The 17,558-nt window shown below is 69.5% G+C and carries 17 protein-coding genes; 8 read left to right on the top strand and 9 right to left on the bottom strand.

Annotated features, from left to right (window positions below; genetic code table 11):
• Positions 1–18 precede the first annotated feature (18 nt).
• The 4 genes from G6O54_RS22650 to G6O54_RS22635 all read right to left on the bottom strand — a co-directional run bounded on the left by G6O54_RS22650 (position 19) and on the right by G6O54_RS22635 (position 2,162).
• Positions 19–363: a hypothetical protein gene (locus tag G6O54_RS22650; protein ID WP_165228332.1), complete on the bottom strand. Its 345-nt coding sequence runs from the start codon at positions 361–363 to the stop codon at positions 19–21.
• Between the two features lie 79 nt (positions 364–442).
• Positions 443–880, bottom strand: coding sequence for a hypothetical protein (locus G6O54_RS22645; protein ID WP_165228330.1), 438 nt, complete (start codon positions 878–880; stop codon positions 443–445).
• A gap of 443 nt (positions 881–1,323) precedes the next feature.
• Positions 1,324–1,926, bottom strand: coding sequence for a hypothetical protein (locus tag G6O54_RS22640; RefSeq protein WP_165228328.1), 603 nt, complete (start codon positions 1,924–1,926; stop codon positions 1,324–1,326).
• A gap of 56 nt (positions 1,927–1,982) precedes the next feature.
• Positions 1,983–2,162 carry a hypothetical protein gene (locus tag G6O54_RS22635; protein ID WP_165228326.1) on the bottom strand — a complete coding sequence of 60 codons (180 nt, stop codon included), beginning with the start codon at positions 2,160–2,162 and terminating at the stop codon, positions 1,983–1,985.
• A 214-nt stretch (positions 2,163–2,376) separates the two neighbouring features.
• Here G6O54_RS22635 and G6O54_RS22630 point away from each other — a divergent pair, with 214 nt between their 5' ends.
• On the top strand, positions 2,377–2,775 hold the full coding sequence (locus G6O54_RS22630; RefSeq protein ID WP_165228324.1) for a hypothetical protein: 399 nt from the start codon (positions 2,377–2,379) through the stop codon (positions 2,773–2,775).
• 355 nt (positions 2,776–3,130) lie between these two features.
• On the opposite strand, the gene G6O54_RS22625 is transcribed toward G6O54_RS22630, so the two are convergent.
• From G6O54_RS22625 to G6O54_RS22615, 3 genes are all read right to left on the bottom strand, one after another.
• Positions 3,131–3,373, bottom strand: coding sequence for a hypothetical protein (locus G6O54_RS22625; protein ID WP_165228322.1), 243 nt, complete (start codon positions 3,371–3,373; stop codon positions 3,131–3,133).
• Between the two features lie 121 nt (positions 3,374–3,494).
• Complete coding sequence (locus G6O54_RS22620; protein WP_165228320.1) at positions 3,495–3,821, bottom strand: peptide ABC transporter substrate-binding protein; 327 nt, start codon at positions 3,819–3,821, stop codon at positions 3,495–3,497.
• 92 nt (positions 3,822–3,913) lie between these two features.
• Positions 3,914–4,255: a hypothetical protein gene (locus tag G6O54_RS22615; RefSeq protein ID WP_165228318.1), complete on the bottom strand. Its 342-nt coding sequence runs from the start codon at positions 4,253–4,255 to the stop codon at positions 3,914–3,916.
• Between the two features lie 290 nt (positions 4,256–4,545).
• Between G6O54_RS22615 and G6O54_RS22610 the strand changes: the two genes are divergently transcribed.
• Positions 4,546–5,307, top strand: a complete 762-nt coding sequence (locus G6O54_RS22610; protein ID WP_165228316.1) for an alpha/beta hydrolase — start codon at positions 4,546–4,548, stop codon at positions 5,305–5,307.
• A gap of 87 nt (positions 5,308–5,394) precedes the next feature.
• Here G6O54_RS22610 and G6O54_RS22605 read toward each other — a convergent pair whose 3' ends face one another.
• The gene (locus G6O54_RS22605) at positions 5,395–5,706 is read right to left on the bottom strand and encodes a hypothetical protein (RefSeq protein ID WP_165228314.1); all 312 of its coding nucleotides are present in this window, start codon (positions 5,704–5,706) and stop codon (positions 5,395–5,397) included.
• A gap of 315 nt (positions 5,707–6,021) precedes the next feature.
• Complete coding sequence (locus G6O54_RS22600; protein ID WP_165228312.1) at positions 6,022–8,298, bottom strand: DNA/RNA non-specific endonuclease; 2,277 nt, start codon at positions 8,296–8,298, stop codon at positions 6,022–6,024.
• Positions 8,299–8,539: 241 nt separating this feature from the next.
• On the opposite strand from G6O54_RS22600, the gene G6O54_RS22595 reads away from it, so the two are divergent.
• The 6 genes from G6O54_RS22595 to G6O54_RS22570 form a co-directional block, all read left to right on the top strand.
• Positions 8,540–9,562 (top strand): trypsin-like serine peptidase, encoded by a 1,023-nt coding sequence (locus G6O54_RS22595; protein WP_165228310.1) that lies wholly within the window; start codon positions 8,540–8,542, stop codon positions 9,560–9,562.
• A gap of 18 nt (positions 9,563–9,580) precedes the next feature.
• Positions 9,581–12,058 carry a trypsin-like serine peptidase gene (locus G6O54_RS22590; RefSeq protein ID WP_165228308.1) on the top strand — a complete coding sequence of 826 codons (2,478 nt, stop codon included), beginning with the start codon at positions 9,581–9,583 and terminating at the stop codon, positions 12,056–12,058.
• Between the two features lie 51 nt (positions 12,059–12,109).
• Complete coding sequence (locus G6O54_RS22585) at positions 12,110–13,030, top strand: L-histidine N(alpha)-methyltransferase (protein ID WP_165228306.1); 921 nt, start codon at positions 12,110–12,112, stop codon at positions 13,028–13,030.
• Between the two features lie 53 nt (positions 13,031–13,083).
• A complete protein-coding gene (locus tag G6O54_RS22580) occupies positions 13,084–14,361 on the top strand; it encodes a class I SAM-dependent methyltransferase (protein ID WP_165228304.1) in 1,278 nt (425 codons plus the stop codon).
• A 77-nt stretch (positions 14,362–14,438) separates the two neighbouring features.
• Positions 14,439–16,178 carry an amidohydrolase gene (locus tag G6O54_RS22575; protein ID WP_165228302.1) on the top strand — a complete coding sequence of 580 codons (1,740 nt, stop codon included), beginning with the start codon at positions 14,439–14,441 and terminating at the stop codon, positions 16,176–16,178.
• A 54-nt stretch (positions 16,179–16,232) separates the two neighbouring features.
• Positions 16,233–17,558, top strand: a 1,326-nt coding sequence (locus G6O54_RS22570) for a glucoamylase family protein (protein WP_165228415.1), incomplete at its 3' end; no start/stop codon positions are given.

Raw genomic sequence — 17,558 nt, 5'->3', positions numbered from 1 at the left:
GTCTGCTTCCCCGACAGATCAGGCGTCGGGTTGCGAGCCGGGGAGGAACGGCCCCGGATCGTCGGGAGGATAGATGACCTCGTGGCCGCGTCCCGTCTCGATGGCGACTCTGACTGCCCTGTGCAGGTCATTTTCCAGGACGCGGGTCTTCTCGATGACGTCGACGATGCAGGCAAGTGCTCGCTCGACGTCCTCCGACTGTAGGAAAAGGAGGAGTGACGGCTCCTCTCCGACGTAGTCGTAGCCGTCATCGGTGATGATCCCGCCGGACCGATCGGCCAGAAGGTCGGGGAGGGCGTAGCGGATATCGAGATCAGGGTTGTCGAGCCGGCGGGGATCGAGTCGGATGACGAATCGCGCCACGGTTCAGCTCCCCTCCGCCACCTCGCATTCGAGGCGGACCTGCCCGCCACGGGCCGGCGCCAGCGAGTGCAAGGATCGCTCAGCTCCCCGGCGGACGCAGCCGTTCCTTCGCCTCGTACGAGTCGTACGGGAACGTGCCTTCGGCCATGCCGCTGAGCATTTCCGTCAGGTCTCCGGCAACCCTGATCGAGACCTCTCGCAACGGCTCGGAGGACATCGTCTCGTGGCCGATGTACCAGACCGACCCCGGCTCGTCGGCGACGTCGATGGCGATCGGATCGCCATTCGGACAGGCGCCGATCAGGACGAAGCCGTTGGCTCGGGGGGAGATCCCCATCGGGTCCTTGTCCGTCATCTCGATGATGCCTTCGAGCGTGTCGACCGGCGGCGCAGGCTCCTCCTGGTCGATCGCCTCCTGCATCTCCTCGGGCGTGGCCGCGTACCGGAGGAGGTCCTCGATCGTGCCCTCGGGCATGCCGCGAGAGGAAGCCCATTTCGCGAACTTTCGAGCCGTCAAGGGTATCGCCTCCATGATTCGCCGTTAGCGAGCGAGGCCCTGCACACGAAGCGCATCCGTCAACGCCTTCGGATAGGCCCACTCGGGGTCTTAGTCGGGAGCGGCGGGCAGCCAGGGCCTGCGGGTCGCACGCGCAGAGAGCCTGCCTCGGTCGCGATGGAAGAGGTAGGCCCTTCGGAGGGTGGGCTCGTCCATCGCTTCATCGACCCCCGGCACGTCCATGCATCCCGATCCCCCTTCTTCGGCGAGGATGGCCGCCGACCGGTGGTGAAACCTCGCCAACCGCTCGAACTCGGACATGCGCCGGAGTTCGACGAGCAGCCCGAAGCCGCAAGCCGTGGCCGCCACCATAATCATCAAGGTTCGGATTCGCCAGCGCGGTCGCATCACAATCTCCGTCGTACCACGGCGGACTCCACGGTCCTGCCGCGGCATTCCAGAGTTCACGCCCCCCCACGGCCCGCCGGCCGGAGCTCCTGATTGCTCGGATCGGGATACTCGCGCTCCAGGTCCACGAGGTACATCGCCAGCCTCGGATCGCCGTCGTGGGCCTCGACCAGGGCCTCGACGTCCGCCCGGTCCGTGCTGAAGAGTTGCCAGTACATGTCATCCCAGCAATGCACGAGCGACGTGAGGCCCAGGGGCCAGGTGTCCGGCGTGAGGCGGAAATCGATGTCCCAGAACAGACACCTCGCCAGGTCGAACGTCGGGACCTCCCGGAAGATCCCCAGGCGATAACAGAGATCGGAATGGCCGTCGGCCCACCCGAGGTCGTCCCCGCGGAGGAACATCAACTGACTGTCGAGCTGAACGTCGATCAGGCTCGGCCCGAACTGCTCGCGAAGGCCGGGCAAGGCATCTTCGCCGCCGGCCACGTCGAAGCTGGTCACGAAGGTGTGCGTCCTCCAGCGCGGGGCCAGGGGCCGGAAGATGGACAGGAAGTCGTTGCAATCGTCGCTGAGCCGGCCGTGGACGAAGATCGGCGCCCCGGCGCCTCGAACCGTCCGGATGGTTTGCGGGTAGAGGCGGAGGCCGTGGATTTCCATGATCGCCATTCCTCGACCAACGACCAGGCCCGGCGGACCGAACCGCCGAGCCGATGTCAGGCAGGCGCGCCGTCGTAAGGTTCCGACTCGGCCAGCCGGCCGCGCTCATCGTAGCAGAACGCTCGCTTCAACTGGCCCTCGAGGAGCGCTCCGAAGCCGCCGGCCTCCACCTCCGCGTCGATCGTGGTGCGGATGCACTCGCCGGAAACGACCACGCCCTCGAAGACCTCGCTCATCGACGCCTCCGAACAATCACCCTCAGCGGATCCCCCGCGAGGCAAGGTCAGGCGAGATCCTTCTCGATGAGGCGAAAGAACCGTTCCGACAGGCGGACGAACCGTCGGTATTGCCGGGGACCCGCAAGGCCCGTCACGACCCACCGACCTTCACCGCCCGGGTCGAGTGGCATGCTCACCTGCCCCACTTTCGCGAGGACCGAGGCCTCGGACCATGCGCGAGCCCAGGCGCGGCGGACATCGTCGCGATCACATCACGCAGCAAGGTGAAGCACTCCAGGAGATACGGCTCGGTGATCTGGATTCGCTCACCCTCCATGTATCTCGCCGCAGACCCGGCCTTGTCCCGATAATCGCGACCGGCAATCCCTCGGTTGTGTTCGAGGCTGTCGCGAGCGGCCTTGATCTCGGCGAGTCGCCATCCTTGGGCGGAGTCAGGACACCCGAGATCGACGCGGGCCCTGAGATATCGGAACCACCGGTCCGGGCGTTCGTAGGTCAGTCCGCGAGCAACCTTCTCGACAAGTCGGCCCAGCACGGCGTTTGCGTCCCGCAGGTGAAGGATCTGGGAGAGGGGGACCTGGATCTCCTCGTCCTTCTTGCCCGATGCTGACCCGTGACCGGATCGAAATTGAGGTCCAGGTCCTCGGGATGAGCGGTGAGCCAGGCGCGAACGACCCCGATGAACCAGTCCTCCATCAGGCCAGACAGGTCCCGAAACACGGACTCGGCGAGCCTGACGGTCGCGTATCTCTGCGCCCTCCGCCCGAGATCGTCCGCCGACAGGGATTGCCTGGTCGTCAGGTCAACAATTCCGACCGGCCGCCCCTTCCGGGCCACTTTCTCGACGAGCCGCCAGGCTTGCCGGGTATGCACGTAGAACTCGCGGGAGGCGTCGAGACGCTCGGTGATCTGGGAGGACAACGCCTCGATCTCGACTTGCAATGACATGAATGACCGCCGTCCGATCAGCCGGCCTCATCGAGGATCGCCTGAATCCGCTCGGCGTCTCCGGCGACGCCGAAATTGACGACCGTGGTCGCCGGCTCTCCATCCAGGGAAATCGCATCGCCGTCGACCCAGTACCGAACCTCGTGGTCGTCCAGTCTCTTCCGGACGGATTCGAGCTGCTCCACCGTCACCATGAGGTAAGGCCCTGCAACCTCGTCCGTCGAGACGCGGAGCGGATTTCTGGTCATCTCGTCGATCATGGCCTGGCCTCCCGGCATCGTTCCTGAATGCTCATTCTAAAGGTCGAACTGGGACAAGGCCACGGCCGTTCGTCAACGCCCGAGCAAGACATGTTCTTGAGGGAAAGGTCCGCCGGTCCCCTCAGTCGCCCAGCAACCGGCCCAGGATCTCTCGCGTCTCGGGGCTGAACTCGGCGAACTCCGCGTCGGTGATCAGTTCGTGGCGTCGGAGGCAGGCCAGTTGGACGATCGCCGTGGATCGCCGCGCGTCGTTGAAGGCGTTCGCCATGTCTCGATCCCGCTTCTGGATCTGCTCGTGGATCGCGAGGTATCGCTGGTGCGGACTCATGGTGCCATCCGCCGAAATCGAGGCCACCTCGGCGAGGATCCGCTGGCAGAACCGGTCGAGCGCGACCGGCGTCAGCTTGCGCATCGCCTTCCAGTCGGATTCGTTGATGTCCGGTCCCATCAGCAAGTCTCCCCGGCGTAACGAGAAGGGTCAGTGATTCGTCCAGGCCCGAGCCAGGCCCAGGAGACTCCCGCGGAGAAAGGCCTCGCCGCTCAGGAGGAACACCGCCGCCGTGAGCCAGAGCCAGACGGTGAACGAGGTCCCCCCCCGCCCTTGCGGCCTCGCACCAGCAGCCTCCTCCACAGGATAATCAGTCCGTTGAGACCGAAGTAGCCGACGAGGGCCGGATAGATCGTCAGGACGCAGACGATCGCCATCCCGCGGTCACCCAACCGGAGCAGCGACGCGAGCAGGCAGCCGACACAGCCGATCCCCCAAAGCCAGGGCACGAGGCGGAAGAACCGATCCGAAAGCCGGACGAACCGTCGGTATTGCCGGGGCCCGGCGAGCACCGCCATGGTCCGCCGCCCCTTATCGCGCGCGTCGGAGTGCATGCTCACGCATCCAGGATCGCCTATCTTCACGGCTCGGCGGTCATGCACCACCGAGGAAGCTCCCCGGATCGTACCAGAAATCCCGACGGCCTTCCGGGTTCACCAGGGCCGTTGTACCCTGAAGCAACAGGTCGAGCGGTGGCGAGGCCCCGGCCTCTCGTCGACGTCCGCCAGAATGTGTTGTACGGCCGCGGGCGGCGAACTTCCGGACTGAGAAGGTGGGACGTATGGCCTGGAACCTTGGGGAACGACATGCAGGGGAGCCGGCTCCAACGGCGAACGACGGCTCGATGCTGGACCAAGGGGTCCTGAACGACCGCCTCTTCTTCCCCGCCCGGCACGACGTCCCCGACGCCTTCCTCGTCCAGTCCCACGGCGCCCGCCTCGCCTGCCGGCGGCTGGCGGCGTTCCCCGAAGGGGGGACGCTGCTACACTTCCACGGCAATGGCGAGTCCGCCTCGGATTATGCCGACGGCGAGCTCGCGGAGATCCTCACGAACCTCGGCGTCAACGCGTGCTTCGGGGAGTATCGCGGCTACGGGATGTCGTCCGGAGTGCCCTCGCTGGTCGCGATGCTGAGCGACGGCGAAGCCATCGTCCGGGCGCTCGGAGTCCCGCCGGAACGCCTCGTGGTCTACGGCCGGTCGATCGGCTCGCTTTACGCCATCGAGCTCGTCCGGCGACTCCCCAACGTCGCGGGCCTGATCCTGGAGAGCGGCATCGCCGACCTGCTCGAGCGAATCCTCGTACGGGTCACTCCGGAAGACCTCGATACGACCGCCGCCGGCCTCTCGCGAGAAGTCCTGGCCCACTTCGACAACCGGCTCAAGCTCGGCGGCTACCGCGGGCCCGTGCTGGTCCTCCACGCGCGGCATGACGACCTCGTCCGCCCCCACCACGCGGAGAAGCTCCACGCCTGGAGCGGCGGCGCGGACAGGGAGCTCGTGATCTTCCCCAGGGGGGATCACAACACACTCATCGCCTTGAATTTCGAGGACTACTCCCGGCGGGTGGGGGCGTTCCTGCGGCGGGTCGGCATGGCGAGCCGCTGAGCGGATGCGTGCGGCAGGTGGCCGCTCGCGATCGAGGCGCGGGAGACCGCGAACGGCGAGCCGCCTTCGCCTGCAGTTCGGCCTCGCTCAACCGTGGCCATGGCTGGAGTCGTGGGCGACGCGGGAGAGCCGCAGGTCCAGGGCGCGGAAGAGCTGGCGGTTCTGCTCGGCGGCCTCGGCTCGCTCGATGGCCAGGCGGCAGCCGACCAGCGCCAAGGCGCCCCCCAGGCAGGCGCCGAAGAGGCCGAGCTCGTGGGACGACATGTCGAGGTGGATCGGCCCCGCGGCCGACCCGGCGAGGGCACCGGAGAGGCCGCCGCCGAAGATCAGCAACGCATAGGTGATGATTTTGTAGACCATCTGGAGTCGATCTCTGGTGGTGTGGGCGCCCATGGTCATGTCCATCTCTCGACGGATTCTTGCGTCCTCTAGGGAATTTCCTAGGATCCGCACGCACGGCCGTCAAGAAAGGGGCATCGGCAAGGGGGCGAGGGACGAGGGGCGAGGGGCGAGGGGCGAGGGACGAGGGGCGAGGGACGAGGGACGAGGGACGAGGGGCGAGGGGCGAGGAGGACGGGGGGAACGGCTGACATTGGCTTATGCCGTCACCCGCGCCAGTTCCGTCCCAGGCCCTGTTCTCGACTTCTCTTCCCGTCCCCGGTCCTTTCCCGCTCGCCCCTCGCCCCTCGCCCCTTCCTCCTCGCCCCTCCATGCTCAGCGGGCCCCGACGCCCCGCTTCCGCACGCCCGCGGAGATCCGGCGGCCGTGCTCGGTGCCGATGGCGTCGTGCTCCTTCAGCCAGGTCAGCTTGACCCAGCCGTTGAGCAGGCCCTCGATCTCGGCGATGCTCTTCATGAACCGCTTCCACGGGGCCGGGACGGCGAACTCCTCGAACGGGGCCTCCAGCGGCACGGCGGAGAGGTCCTGCTCGAGGACGAAGCCGAACGCCTGCGGGCCATCATCCCCCTTCGCCACCACGATCTTCCAGAAGGCACGCGGGATCCTCACCTCGGCCGGGCCGCGGCGGTCCTTGCCCTGGAAGGTCCGATCGTCGTCGGCCAGCACCGGGCCGGAGAAGATCGACACGGTCTCCGCATTGGTCTCCTGCTGGATCAGGTTCTCCAGGTCGCCCCAGTTGTCCTCGCCGTTGGCCGACCGGTTGAAGCCCGCCACCTGCGGCGTGCAGTTGGTGGTGTGGAAGGTGTCGCCGTTCCCCTTCTGCATCTCCGCGAAATCGGCGCCCCAGGTGACGTCGTCGCGGCGGACCACGTGCCCCTTGTCGAAGGCGCCCCCGTCCTTGGTGAAGAAGACGTCCGGGAGCTGGTGTGCGTCCGGGATCCGCGGGTCGGTGACCCACTGCTCCTGGTCGTTGGGCCCCAGGCCCGTCAGCTCCTTGCGGCTGGGCTTCCGGCCGTTCACCTGCCGCGAGGCGGGCCGCCAGTCGACGTTCGACGCCGTGAACATCGGCAGCCGCCGCACCTTGTTCATGACGACCGAAAAGTGCTCATACTTGAGCTCGGGCGACCCGTCGTCGAGCCTCGCCACGACCTTCTTGCCCGCCGTCGTGAGCTCCGGCAGCGGCACGGCCTCGCCGCCCGGCAGGCCCAGGTAGTCCGGCCTGTAGCCGGGCCGATCCTCCAGCTTCGGCGCGATGATCGGCACCTGCATCCGCTCCTGGACCTCGGCCGGCGTCGTCCCGGGGGCGGGCGCCTGCGGGCCGGCCGCGGCGGCCTGGCCGACGGAGATCGTCACCTGCAGCGGGATCGTCCAGGTGACCGCGCCGGCCCCCACGGCCACGTTCGTGCCCGCGCCGACGGCATGCTGCTGCGCCGGGTCGGGCGGAGGTGGGGGCGGCGGCGGAGGCGGCGGCGGGACGTCGGTCCGCTCGTCGCCGAGGCGGTCCCAGGCGGCGTCGAAGTCGGTCGTGGGGGGGAGGGTGCCGTGGAAGTGGAGCCCGGCGTCGACCACGCGGGGGTCGCGGGCGAGCTCGTAGGTGGGCACGGCGTAGTTGGCCTTGAGGTAGAGGCCGGCGAAGTGGAGCCCGACGACCTCCCCGGAATCCACGTCGATCACGGCGGAGCCGGAGTTGCCCCCCAGGGTGGAGCTGTCGTGGGTGATCGCCGAGACCGTGTTCTCGAAGCTCCGGATCGTGTCCCGCGTGAGGAGCTTGCCGGGGAGGAACCGCTTGACGTTGTAGACGCCGCCGAAGATCCGGTCCTGGACGTCCAGGTCGTTGCGGAAGTCGCGGGCCGGGTAGCCGACGGCGATGACGTCCCGGCCCGTCAGGTCCTCCGGCCGGGCGGTCGAGAGCACGAGCGGCGGACGGCCGACGGGGAGGCCCTCGACCCGGAGCAGCGCCACGTCCCAGTACGGATGGATCATCACGACCTGCTTGACCTCGAGGAAGGCCGATCGGTCCCCCTCGGCCGTGAATCGCTCGTGGAGGAAGTCGATGGCGGCGTCCCCGGCGGTGTAGATCAGATTGCGGAGGCCCAGGCCGGTGGTGAACAGGGCCCCGACGTGGCGGTTGGTCATCAGCAGGCCGTCGCCGACGACGAAGCCGGTGCCGCCGTAGGGGATCTGCGCGGAGTTGGGCAGGTCGACGCGGCCGATGGAGGCGAACAGCGGCTGGAGCTTCGCCCGCAAGGGGGCCGCGTTGAGCCGCGTCCACGGGTTGGGGAGGTCGTCGTACTTGCCGTCCTGGATGAAGACCGCCGGCCGCCCCTCGGTGAGGACGATCGCCTCCAGGCCGTTGATCTCGGCCTCGCTGATCGACGCCTCGCGGTCCTTCATCAGCTTGTCGAACCCGCGCTTGGCGTCGGCGGCCGTGCCGACCGGCGCGGCGGGCGGAGGCGGGGCCGCCTGGACCCCCACCGATTCGAAGCCGGACCGGGCCTCGGCCTGGTCGGCCAGCGACTTGACGTCGGTCTCATTGGCGATCCGTCGGACCATCGCCTTCAGCCGGGCGAGTTTTTCCTGACGCGTCAACATGAGGACCTCGAGAGGAAAGGGGCCGTGTGTCCCCGGGGGATCGGCCGGGCCATCGCCCGCTCCCCCATTCCACAGCCTGTCTCCTAGCTTATCCAGACCGAGGCGGCCCACCCCGAAGTTATCATGGCGGTTTCACGTCGGGTTTTTCGCGGATCCGTTGATAGAATCTTGAGGGGCGGCGGCCATGGGATTCTCGTGAGGTCACGCGGACTCGGTCCGACTCTCGAGGGGGGCGGCGGCTGTGAAGAACGACCCGAAGCTCATCTCGAAGTTCTCCCGGGCCATCCGCCGCGCCCTGCCCAACGAGGGGGACCTGGACCTTCTCGCGGCGGACGCCGGTCTCGCCGACGACTGGGTCAACTTCAAGGTCGCGCCGCAGCTCGAGCTGGCCCTCAATCGATTCCTCCAGCGGGCCGAGGTGAACCGGAAGCTGATGGACGTGATCGACGCCGCGCTCGATCGAAGCGACCACTTCCCGGAGCTGCAGGCCCTGGCGGACCAGTACGTGAAGCCGATCCGCGAGCCGCTGGAGTCCCTGGGGGCGAAGGTCGGGGACTTCGAGAAGGTCCTCTTCCGCGACGCCGGGTTCGTGGACATCGCCGTGTGGCTCAGCAAGCTGGGCCTTGCTCGCCTAACAGTCTGCCTGATCCGCCCGAATCCCGGCTCGATCGCGGGGTGCGGGACGGGGTTCCTGGTGGCGCCAGACCTGGTGATGACGAACTGGCACGTGGCCGGGCCATTCTGGGACAGGGAGGAGGCCTCCTCGCGAGTGTCCGTGGAGTTCGACCGCGAGCTCGGGCCGGGGGGTGAGCTGAGGACCGCCTCGGCGCCCTGCCGCCTGAATCCGGAATGGGACCTGCCGAAGAGCCCCATGAATGAGAGCGACTTCGCGCTGCTACGGCTGAATCGCAGGGCGGCCGATGACATCGTGGACGGCCATCCACGAGGATACCTGGACCTCTCGACCAGGAGTCAGCCGGAGCTTGCCGGTTTGCTGCCGGCTGGCGCCCCGATGCTCATCGTCCAGCATCCGATGGCCGAGCCGCTGAAGCTGGCGCTCGGCGAGGCCGACCGGATCGAGGACGCGCGTTATCTCTGGCACCGGGTGAACACCGAGCCCGGCTCGTCGGGCTCGCCCTGCTTCTCCCAGAAGCTGGAGGTGATCGCCCTCCACCATTACGGGGCCGACACGACGAACCGGGCCGTCCTGGCGAGCTCGATCGAGCCGAGCATCCGCGAGGCGGTGCGGGCGGCGGGGGCCTGACCTCGGGGAGACGTTCCGATGAAGAACGACGCCGCCCTGCTCGCCGGGCTCAACGAGGCGATCCGGTCCGTCTTCCGCGTCGAGGGGGACGTGGACAACCTGGCCTTCGACGCCGGCCTCATCGACGACTGGGTGAACTTCAAGAGCACGTCCTCCCAGCTCGAGCTGGCGCTCAACCGCCTGATCCAGCGGGCCGAGGCCAATCGCATGCTGGTGAACCTGATCGACGTCGCGCTCGAGCGGAGCAAGGGGGCGGCCGACCTCCAGGTCATCTCGGACCACTACGTACGGCCGGCCCGGGAGCCGCTGGAGTCCCTGGGGGTGAAGCTCGAGGACCTGGAGAAGTTCCTCTTCGGCGACGCCTCGCTCGCGGCGGTGGCCGCCTGGGCGGGCCGGCTGGTCGCGATGAGCCGGGCCGTCTGCCTGATCCGACCGGATCCCGCCTCGCCCCGGGGCGCCGGCACGGGCTTCCTGGTGGGGCCCGACCTCGTGCTGACGGCCTGGGGCGTGGCCGCCCCCTTCTGGGGCAAGGACGACCTGGCCGCGAAGGTGGCCCTGGAATTCGACGGCGACGCGAGCGGATCGTCTCCCCCGGCAGCCTGCCGCCTCAAGCCGGCGTGGCCGGAGCTGACGAGCAGCCCGGCGGACGCCGCCGGCTTCGCCCTCCTGCAGTTGGATCGGAGGGCGGCCGAGGACGTCGGCGGCGGCAGGCCGCGCAACTATCTGAGGCTCTCGGAACGGGGCGATCGGGAGCTCGCCGGCTCGCTCGCGAAGGGCGAGGCCGTGCTCTACCTGCGGCGCGGCCCGGCGGAGCCGCCCAGGCTCATGCTGGGTCAGTCTCCCCAGGTCGAGGAGGACCGCTACTTCCGATACGCGGCGGACGCGGGCGCGGACGCCGCCGCGGCCGACGGCTCCGCCGGAGCCCCGTGTTTCTCCCAGGCCCTGGAGGTGATCGGCCTGATCGGCGAGGGAGCCGCTCCACCGAATCGGGGCGTGCTCGCCAGCGCCATCGAACCGCTGATCCGCGATGCGGTGAGGAGGACCAATATGTCGAGTTCCGCCGCGGCCATCGCGCCGCTCCAGACCGCACCGTCCCCACCGGCGAAGAAGCGGGCCCTGTTCCTCCAGCCGGCCACGCCGGCGAAGGGCCTGGCCAGGGCGCGGGCGGAATCGGTCCTGGCCGACCTGGTCCGCCCGGCCTTCGAGGGCACCGACTACGAGCCGGTCCCTCACAATGAGGCCACCGGCCGCGACGAGCTGGAGCCGCTGGTCTCGCCGCTCTCGACCGTGCCCCTGGTGATCGCCGACCTGGGGGGCCCCCCCTGGGACCCGCGGATCATGATGGAGGTCGGCTTCCGGATCGCCAACGCCAAGCCGCTCATCCTGCTGACGGACGCCCCCGCCGCCGGCGTGGCCCTTCCTAAGATGCTCGAGGAGCTGGACGTCATCCGGATCGACACCAACGACATCGCGGCCTCGCTCGAGGAGCTCCGCGCCCGGATCGCGGAGTATCGGCCCGGGACGGGCGACTTCTGGTCCAGCCAGTATCCCTACGTGGATTTCCAGATGCCGCTGGACGACCCCTCCCAGGCCGTCTACACCCACGCCAACGACGCGGCCGCTCGGCTCTACGGCCTGAACCGGGCCGACGACCTGATCGGCAAGCGGGTGGAGGAATACGACGACCGGCTCTACCAGTTCATGCCCGAGCCCCAGCGGTCGGAGTTCGTCGACGAGCAGGTCCTGCTGCTGGGGGCGATCCTCTGGCCCCAGCGGACCGTGGCGGCCAAGAACAAGGCCGTGACCGCCTCGGTCCGGATCCCGCTCTGGCTGGCCAATCACGCCAAGCCGGAGTTCCAGGGCCGCATCTACCTGCCGCTGCTCGTCCAGCACAAGATCCAGGCGAGCCACGGCGTGGTGCTGATGCGGAGCGTCTTCGTGGACATCAGCTCGTGGGCGGCGCCGGGGATCGACGGGCGGCCCACGTCGAGCCTGCTCTCGCTCCCGGAGATCTTCCGCCGGGCGAGGGAGTGCGAGCACGACTTCTTCCTGCCCTGCGATCCTCGGGACGCCCAGCACCTGGGGGCCATTCGCAACCTGCTCGAGACCTACGGCTGCAACGTCTGGTTCCGGCAGGGCTGCGACGTCCCCGGCCGAGTTTCCGACGCCGACCTGATCCAGGGCCTCTACCGGTCCCGGATGGCCGTCATCCCGGTCGGCCGCGAGGGGGTCGGGGCCTGGGAGAACCGCCCCGCCGTCCGTGACGCCCTGAAGTCCTATCTGAAACACAAGTACCCGCACCTCTTCCTGGTCCAGCGCGACGTCGAGAACCCGGACGCGTGGCGGCAATGCCTGCCCCCCGGGTACGACGAGATCACGACCGACAGCCTCTACTTCCCCCTCGAGCGGCTCGGCGACCCGCAACTCCCCCCGCCGATGTCGATCCTGGTGGAGAGGGTCATCCGCGAGGTCCTCCGGATGTTCCGGCAGCAGTAGCGGGCCGACCGGCGTCGTCCCCCCATGAATCCCAGCTCCCAAGGTGCCCCGATGTCGACGACTCGCGAGGAGGAGGAGGCCGCGATCCTGCCGGACGAGCGGATCGCCGCCGTGGGCCGAGGCGAGGTCGCGATCCCGGCCGGCTGGTCGAGCCGCGCGCTCTACGTCGGCGAGTCCGGGGCCCGGCACTGGCTCTCGGTCGTCCACGAGCCGGGCTATCCGCTCCGCGACCCCGACGCCCTGGGGCTGCGGGGCCACCGGCTGGCGGCGATCGCCGGCCTGCGGCCGGGGACGATCGTCTCGCTCGGCCCGGGGGACGGATCGGCGGACGCGGACCTGCTGGCGGCGAGCCAGGATCGGCCGGGCTACATCGCGGTGGACCTCTCGCGGCCATTGCTGGAGGCGGCCATCGAGCGGCTCCGCCCGATCGCGGGCCCGGTGCACGGCGTCCTCTGCGACTTCGAGGAGGACGGAGGGCTCCTCGGCGAAGTCCTGGCTCGACAGGCGTGCCGGCCGATCCTCTTCGCGATGCTCGGCGGCACGCTCGGGAATCTCGACGGCGGCGAGGCCCGGTTCCTCGACAGGATCCGCGGGCTGATGCAGCCGGGCGACGCCCTGCTGGCGGACCTGCCCCTCGCCGGGCCGGGCTGGTCCGTCGAGGTCGAGCCCCGGCTGCGAGCCACGGCCTACACGCCGGCCTTCCGCGCCTTCCTCCTGGGCGACGGGGCCGGCGAAGGGGCCTTCGAGGACCGCGTCGGCTTCGCCCATCGACGGGATGCCGACACGGCCGCGGAGGTGATCGAGGTCACCGATCGGCCGTCCGGCCGAAGGCTCCTCACCTTCCGCCGCTACCGCCGGGAGGCCATCCTCGAATGGCTCGCCGGCCGGGGCTTCCGGGTCGCGTTCGCGAGGTCCTCGTTCGCCCCCCCCGCCGAGGCGTTCGGGATGGGGGTGGTGCTGCTGACGACCTGAGCGAGGGCAAGGCGCCGGCTTCCTCGTCGATGACTTCCGGGGAGAATGACCCTTTGGACGCACGGAATACGATCTCAACCCCGCGGCCGGCCTTCCTGAGCGAGCGATCCTACTACGCGCGGACCCCCGCGCTGACCATCGACCCGGCCGGGATCGTGGTGGACGTCAACGCCGCCTGCCTCGAGCTGCTCGGATCGGCGGCGGCCGGCTGCAAGGGACGCCACTTCCGCCGGCTGGAGGAGCGGCTCCTCGGCGAGGGCGACGGCGACGCGGGCGTGATCCTCCTCCCGCCCGACGGCCTCTCACGCCGACGGGACGGGACGGCGGCGGGCGACCGGGGACCGGAGAGCAAGGAGGCGTTCCTCCTGGCCACCGACGAGATCGGCGTGGCAAGCTCCGAATGCATGATCCGTTCCGCGCGGTTCGGTCGCGTCCGCCTGCGTGCCGGCGAGCTGCCGATGCTCGACCGCGAGACCGGCCTCTGCGTCGGGTCCATGCTCAGCCTGGAGGTCGAGGAGATGGCCGACCACGGGGCCTTCCGCCGGGCCGTGGACCTGCGGCTGGGCCACGACCTGATGTGGGACGTCTACGCGGCCAGCTACGACCGGATCCTCACCGAGATGCCCTTCTACCTGGAGGTCCTGGACCGCCACCGCGCGGCACTCGACCCCGACGAGATCCGCTCCGTCCTGGACATGGGCGCGGGGACCGGCAACCTGGCGATGCGGCTCCTGGACCGGGGGAAGGAGGTCGTCGCGGTCGACGTCGGCCGGGCCATGCTCGACCGGCTGCGGGGGAAGATCCGGCCGGGCCATGCCGGACGGATCGTGGTCCTGGAGGATTCGGCCGAAAGCCTGCCGGACCTGCCGGACGAGAGCGTCGACGGGGCGAACATCCTGCTCGCGCTCTTCGACATGGCCGAGCCGGCGCGGGCCCTCGCCGAGGCGATCCGCACCCTGAAGCCGGGGGGCATCCTCGCCGTCACCGAGCCCCGCGAGTGCTTCGACGTCGACCAACTCATGGCCTTCGCGGAGGAAGCCCTCCGCGCCCGGGGTGCCTACGAACGGCTGGCCGACGACTGGACGCGGATCCGGACCGTCGCCCCGCTGATCCGCGACGTCATCGCCGACTCCGACGACCGGGCCGCCGCGATCAAGAAGGGGAAGACGCTCCACGCCGAGGCCATCCTCTCGCGGCTCCGCGACGAGGGATTCGAGGACCTCTCGTTCCGCGAGTCCCACCACGGCAACTGCGCCACGATCGTCGGCCGCAAGCCGTGCGGCGGGGGCCAGGCCGCGGCCCATGTCGCGGCCCGGGCTCCTCGGTTATGATCCGTGCAGGAGGCGGAGAGAGGCGGTCCAGTCGGGGCCGGTTCGCCTCCCGGACGATCGCGCTGCGAGTCTCGACCATGATCACGCCCCGTGCCTTCCCGTGGCTTGCCGCCCTGCTCCTGCCGTTCGGCCTCGGCGGGTACGCCGCGCGGGCCGATGACGCGGACCTGATCCTGCACCACGGCAAGGTCGTCACGGTCGACCGCCGCTTCTCGATCCGCCAGGCCGTGGCGGTCAAGGGGGACCGCCTGCTCCTCGTCGGGACCGATGAGGAGGTCCTGAAGACCCGCGGCCCGCGCACGGAGGTGGTCGACCTCGAGGGCAAGACCGTCCTCCCGGGGCTGATCGACTCGCACACGCACCCGACCGATGCCAGCCAGACCGAGTTCGATCATCCGATCCCCGACATGGAGACGATCCGGGACGTGCTGGACTATGTCCGGTCGCGGGCCCGGGCGCTGGGCGCCGGCAAGTGGGTGGTCGTCCGCCAGGTGTTCATCACCCGGCTCAGGGAGCAGCGCTACCCGACGCGCGAGGAGCTGGATCGGGCCGCGCCCGAGAACCCCGTGCTCTTCTCGACCGGCCCCGACGCCTCGGTCAACTCGCTGGCGCTCAGGCTCAGCGGCATCGACCGGGACTTCCGGCCCGAGGGGCCGGGCAAGGTCGAGCGGGACCCGGCGACCGGTGAGCCGACCGGCATCCTCCGCAACCTCACGCGGTACGTGAGGGTCTCGCCGCCGGACCGCGAGCCCTCCGAGCCGGATCGAGACCGGCGGCTGCTCGAGCTGTTCGCCGACTACAATTCGGTCGGGATCACGGCCGTCATCGACCGCGACGCCGACGCCGCGGCGGTCGACCGCTACCGGCGGCTCCACGAGGCCGGCGCCCTGACGGTCCGCCTCGGGATCTCGCGACACGTCGACAACCTCGGCCCCCTGGACGCGATCCTCGGGGAGATCCGCCGGGTGGCGGAGGACCCGCTCCGCCGGGGCGGGCCGCGGCTCCGGATCGTCGGCATCAAGACCTACCTCGACGGCGGCATGCTCACCGGCAGCGCCTACATGCGCGAGCCCTGGGGCAGGAGCAAGATCTACGCGATCGACGATCCCGAGTATCGCGGCGTGCTGTTCATCCCCCGCGACCGCCTGGTGCCGATGGTGCGGGCCGCCGTCGCGTCGGGCTTGCAGTTCACGGCCCACAGCGTCGGCGACGGCGCCGTGCACGCCCTGCTCGACGCCTACGAGGAGGTGAACCGGGAGATGCCGGTCGCCCCGACCCGGCCGTGCATCACCCACTCGAACTTCATGAGCCGCGAGGCGATCGCGAGGGCGGCGGGGCTGGGGGCCGTGGTGGACATCCAGCCGGACTGGCTCTACCTCGACACGCGGACCCTCGCCGCCCAGTTCGGCGTCGACCGGCTGCGGTACTTCCAGCCGCTGAGCAGCCTGTTCGCGGCCGGGGTCGTCGCCGGGGGCGGCTCCGACCACATGCAGAAGATCGGCTCGCTCCGGTCGATCAACCCCTACAACCCCTTCCTGGGGATGTGGATCGCCATCACCCGGCACGCCAGGGGCTACGAGGGGCGGCTCCATCCCGAGGAGGCCCTGACCCGGGAGCAGGCGATCCGGTTCTACACGATCAACAACGCCCGCCTGCTGTTCCTGGAGGACCGGATCGGGTCGCTCGAGACGGCCAAGCAGGCGGACCTCGTCGTCCTCGACCGCGACCTCCTGACCTGCCCAGAGGACGAGATCCGGCAGGCCCACGTCCTGGCCACGTATCTCGACGGCAAGCGCGTCTTCGAACGGCGAAAGTGAGAGGTCGCGATGAACCGTCGAGACGCCCTGAGGAGCGCCATGGCGATGGGCCTGATGAATGAGGCCGGACGGCCGCCGGCCGCCGCGGACGATCGGACCGCGGACCTGACCGACGGGGAGCTCGACCGGCTCCAGTTGAGCACCTTGATGTACTACATCCGCGAGACCAACCCGGACAACGGGATGGTCCGCGACAAGACCGAGCCGGGCGCGCCGGTCAGCATCGCCGCCGTCGGCATGGCCCTGGCGACGATCCCGGTCGTCGTCGAGCGCAACGTCGTCATCCGGGAGTTCGCGGTCAAGCTCGCCCGCAGGCGGCTCAAGTTCCTCCTCGACTGCCCCCAGGGCCCGGAGCCGGACGCCTCCGGCTACAAGGGCTTCTTCTACCACTTCCTGGACATCGAGACCGGCCGCCGGGTCAGGGACTGCGAGCTCTCGACGATCGATTCGGCGTTCCTGTTCGCGGGGGCGCTCACGGTCGCCACCTACTTCGACCGCGACAACGGCCCCGAGGCCGAGGTCCGCGACCTCGCCAGCCGGCTCTACCACCGGGCCGACTGGGACTGGGCCCGCGACGGCGGCGCGACGCTCACCCACGGCTGGTATCCGGAGACCGGGTTCATCCCCCACCGCTATCGGGGCTACGACGAGGGCCTGCTGCTCTACATCCTGGGCCTGGGCTCCCCCACCCATCCCCTGCCGCCGGAGAGCTACCGGGCCTACTGCGACACCTATCAATGGAAGACGATCTACGGCCGGGAATTGCTCTACTCCGGCCCGCTCTTCACCCACCAGTTCTCGCACCTCTGGGTCGACTTCCACGAGATCCGCGACGCCTTCATGCGGGCGCACGGCAGCGACTACTTCGAGAACAGCCGCCGGGCGACCTTCGTCCAGCAGGAGTATGCGATCCGCAACCCGCACGGCTTCGAGGGCTATGGCAAGGACTGCTGGGGCTTCACCGCCAGCGACGGCCCCGGCCCGGCTCGCCGCGTGGTGAAGGGCGTCGACCGCGAGTTCTTCGGCTACGTTGCCCGCGGCGCCCCGTTCGGCCCCGACGACGGCACCGTGTCGCCCTGGGTCGTGGTCGCCTCGCTCCCGTTCGCGCCGGAGATCGTCATCCCCACCATCCGCCATTTCGGCGAGATGGACCTCGGGATGGCGACACCGTACGGCTTCAAGCCCTCGTTCAACGCCACCTTCGCCGTGCCCGACAGCCCGACCGGCTGGTGGGTCACGCCCTACCATTTCGGCATCGACCAGGGGCCGGTCATCCTGATGATCGAGAACCACCGCACGGGCCTGCTCTGGAAGCTGATGCGCCGCTGCCCGCCCATCCTGACCGGCCTCCGCGCCGCGGGGTTCGCGGGGGGGTGGCTC

Source organism: Aquisphaera insulae (assembly GCF_011064615.1).
Classification (GTDB): Bacteria; Planctomycetota; Planctomycetia; order Isosphaerales; family Isosphaeraceae; genus Aquisphaera; species Aquisphaera insulae.
This window is presented reverse-complemented; position numbering and strand designations above follow the sequence as displayed.